Here is a 3494-nt window from a genome sequence, read left to right on the forward strand (position 1 = left end):
TGCTTCGTTAGAATATAGTAAAGTGATTACTAAATTTATCAATCAAGATGACATTGATTTTGTTACTTGTACATTTAAAGTAAAGAAGAAAGATCAAATTAAAGTGGAATCTACAGCTTCTAAGAAGGCAAGAGGCTTAATGGTTCAATATATAATAAAAAATCATATTGAAGAAAAAGAGGATTTGAAAAAGTTTAGCCTTGATGGATTTGTCTTTGATGAAATTATGAGTACAGATACTGAATTTATATTTATTAAAGAAGTATTATAGAGATTATGAATACTATTATAGTGTTTTTGTTATAATAAATTTGACAAATAAATTTCACTTACTTTTCACACTTCATTATTATCATTAAAATGTTGAGAAATATATGATAGAAATGAGGTTTCAGTATGAAGAAAAAATACTATATTATAACAGGAGTTATAGTGCTGCTACTAATAGCTGGGATATTAGTAGGTACAAATGATAACACTAGGGACAAGATATATCTGAACTATAATACTTCCATTAAAGTAGATGAAACCAAGGGAGAACAGATTCATGTAGTAGACAATAAAAAGGATGTATCAATTTGGAATCTTGATTTGCAAAATACAATTGATAAGAAGATTGCAAAAGAAGGAAAAAAAGCAACTTTTGATAATCCATTTATAATCTATAACCCTTATGGTACTAATACTTGTTCTGTTAATGTATAATATACAACAAAAGAAGCAACAAGTATGGAATATACCATATCTGTAGATGTTGAAGAAATACCTGACTTCACAAGAACTGCTTATAATGGTCAAGATACTGGCACTTCTAAGACACATGAGTATCAAATTATAGGTCTTATTCCTAATGAAATTAATACTATTACTATGAAATCAAAAAATAGTGAAGGTGAAATTGTTGGCGAATATACATTTACTATCAAAATGGGTGGCCTTGTTACCGAAAGTGCACCTATACTTGAAGTGATTGATGGAGATAGTAAACAAGAACTTTCTGAAGGTTTATTTGCATTATTAGGACATGATAAGGCTTTCAATGCTAATATTTATATTTACGATAATGATGGTATTATTCGTTCAGAATTACCATTGAAAGGATATCGTTCTGATAGGATCTTATTTATCGATGATACAATTGTATATTCATACGATGTGAACAAATTGGTATTCGTTGATCGTTTAGGTAAGATGGTAAGAAAGATTAATCTTGGAAAGTATGAATTACACCATGATTTTGTATATGATGAAGTGAATAATACAATATTATTATTAGTAAATGAATTAGGTACGGATACTATTGAAGATGTTATAATAAGAGTTGATTTAGAAGATGGTAAAGTTAGCAAACTAGTAGATATGAAAGATCTAATGCCAGAAGCTAAAGATAAGGCTGTCATACCTGAAGAAGGTAATACGTATGGCGGAGATGAATTAGACTGGATTCATCTTAATACACTTGATATAGTTAATGGTAAAGATTTGATTTTAAGTTCTAGAGAATATAGTACAATTATTCGCTTAAACAATGTATACGAACAACCGGAGATTGGATATTTTATCTCTGATGAAACTGTTTGGACAGGAACAGTATATGAAGATTATATGTTAGATAAGGTAGGAGATTTCGTTTCACAAGCTGGTCAACATACCGTAACTTATCTTGAAGATCCATCCTTAACAGATAATCAATATTATCTATATATGTTTAACAATAACTACAAAGGTGCAAGAACAAGACCTGATTTTGATTGGTCTGCATATGTAGGTGCAGGTACGTATTCAAAAGGTGATTATTCTTACTTGTATCAATATCTAGTAGATGAAGATAAAGGTACCTATGAACTAATTAAGAAAGTGGCTCTTCCATATTCAAGTATTGTAAGCTCAACACAATATTATGGAGACAATCTAGTTACAAGTTCAGGTATGTCAAATTGTTTCGATGAGTATGATAGCGAAGGCATATTAATACGTGAATATAAATACACTTCAGAAAAATATGCGTATCGTGCTTTCAAATACAGTTTTGATTCATTTTGGTTTCAATAAAGATATTAAATAAATTCACTATATGTGATGAATTGTGCTATAATACTATCATTACAGGATGATAAGGAGGACGTTCAATTATGAAAATCATAATGTATGGTGCGCCAATTTGTGGCGATTGTGTTATAGCTAAGGAAAAATTATTAGAAAATAAAGATGTTACACTTGATTATCGTAACATCATTGAGTCTACAGCAGTATTAAAAGAATTCTTATCTTATAGAGATAATGAATCCATATTTGATGATGTGAAGGCTACTGGTAAGATTGGAATTCCTTTTTTTATCTTAGAAGATGGAACAAAAACATTACAGATTACTTCCTATATTGATATAGCATTAGAGAATAAGATTCAATCTTGTTCCATTGATAGTAAAGGTAACTGTTAGGTAAAAAATAGAATTCCGAAATAAAAAGGGTATAATATATTCTTGTAAAAGAAGTATTATATCCTTTTTTTTATTTGTATTTTGGTAGCAATTATATTATAATTGATTTGGGATATATTATAACCATTTATAGTTTAGTAACTGCACAGTTACGAAATATTATATCAACCAGAGAAAAAACACGAGAATATATTATGTGGAGGATAGATTATGGAAACTGGAATATTACTAGAAAGTGGAACGAATGAATTAGAGATTCTTGAATTTAAAGTTGGATCAAACTATTACGGTATTAATGTAGCTAAGATCAAAGAAATTTTACCGTTTAAGGAACCGACTCCTATTCCTAATGCACATCCATGTGTAGAAGGAATCTTCATGCCAAGAGATGAGATTATCTCGATTATTAATTTAGCAAAAAATCTTGAATTAGCTCCGTCGGCAGATAACTCAAGTGACATGTACATAATAACCAATTTTAATAAACTTAATATTGCGTTTCATGTACATGGAGTTGTAGGAATCCATCGTGTATCTTGGGCTGATATCATCAAACCAGATGATACAGTAAATTCAGCTGGAAAGGGAATTGCTACAGGCATTATCAAGATTGAAGAGAAATTAATTGTAGTACTTGACTTTGAAAAAATTGTTTCTGATATTAGCCCAGAAACAGGTTTACGTGTTTCTGATATTTCACACTTAGGAGAAAGAGAGCGTAATAATTCTCCTATTGTTATGGCAGAGGATTCCCCTTTATTAGGCCAATTAATCTATGATAGTTTGGCTAAAGCTGGCTATACAAACATTAAGAGATTTAATGATGGATTATCAGCTTGGGATCAATTAACTGAATACAAAGAAAATGGAACTATTGATGAGAATGTTCACTGTGTAATTACAGATATTGAGATGCCACAGATGGATGGACATAGATTAACTAAGTTAAGTAAAGATGATAAAGAATTAAATAAAATACCAGTAATTATCTTCTCATCAATAATCTATGATGAAATGAGAAGAAAAGGAGAATCACTTGGAGCAGATGCACAA

General features: G+C 29.9%; 5 protein-coding genes and 1 pseudogene. All 6 read left to right on the plus strand.

All coding sequences use genetic code 11. From position 1 onward, the window contains the following. Positions 1 to 271 (plus strand): peroxide stress protein YaaA (gene yaaA / locus ACW2QF_RS13570; RefSeq protein WP_455716543.1); only part of this gene is annotated, 271 nt, incomplete at its 5' end. Positions 272 to 396: 125 nt separating this feature from the next. Next, positions 397 to 705, plus strand: a complete 309-nt coding sequence (locus ACW2QF_RS13575) for a hypothetical protein (protein WP_455716544.1) — start codon at positions 397 to 399, stop codon at positions 703 to 705. Between the two features lie 15 nt (positions 706 to 720). Beyond that, positions 721 to 918: pseudogene (locus ACW2QF_RS13580) on the plus strand (aryl-sulfate sulfotransferase N-terminal domain-containing protein); the annotation flags it as partial. 9 nt (positions 919 to 927) lie between these two features. Next, a complete protein-coding gene (locus ACW2QF_RS13585) occupies positions 928 to 2052 on the plus strand; it encodes an aryl-sulfate sulfotransferase (protein ID WP_455716555.1) in 1125 nt (374 codons plus the stop codon). 80 nt (positions 2053 to 2132) lie between these two features. Beyond that, positions 2133 to 2441, plus strand: coding sequence for a glutaredoxin (locus ACW2QF_RS13590; RefSeq protein ID WP_455716545.1), 309 nt, complete (start codon positions 2133 to 2135; stop codon positions 2439 to 2441). Positions 2442 to 2651: 210 nt separating this feature from the next. Then, the coding region (locus tag ACW2QF_RS13595; protein WP_455716546.1) for a chemotaxis protein at positions 2652 to 3494 on the plus strand (843 nt) is incomplete at its 3' end.

Source organism: Anaerosporobacter sp., from assembly GCF_965301125.1.

Coding starts and splice junctions, on each gene's coding strand:
- ACW2QF_RS13575 (WP_455716544.1), top strand. CDS start 397: ATGAAGAAAAAATACTATATTATAACAGGAGTTATAGTGCTGCTACTA.
- ACW2QF_RS13585 (WP_455716555.1), top strand. CDS start 928: ATGGGTGGCCTTGTTACCGAAAGTGCACCTATACTTGAAGTGATTGAT.
- ACW2QF_RS13590 (WP_455716545.1), top strand. CDS start 2,133: ATGAAAATCATAATGTATGGTGCGCCAATTTGTGGCGATTGTGTTATA.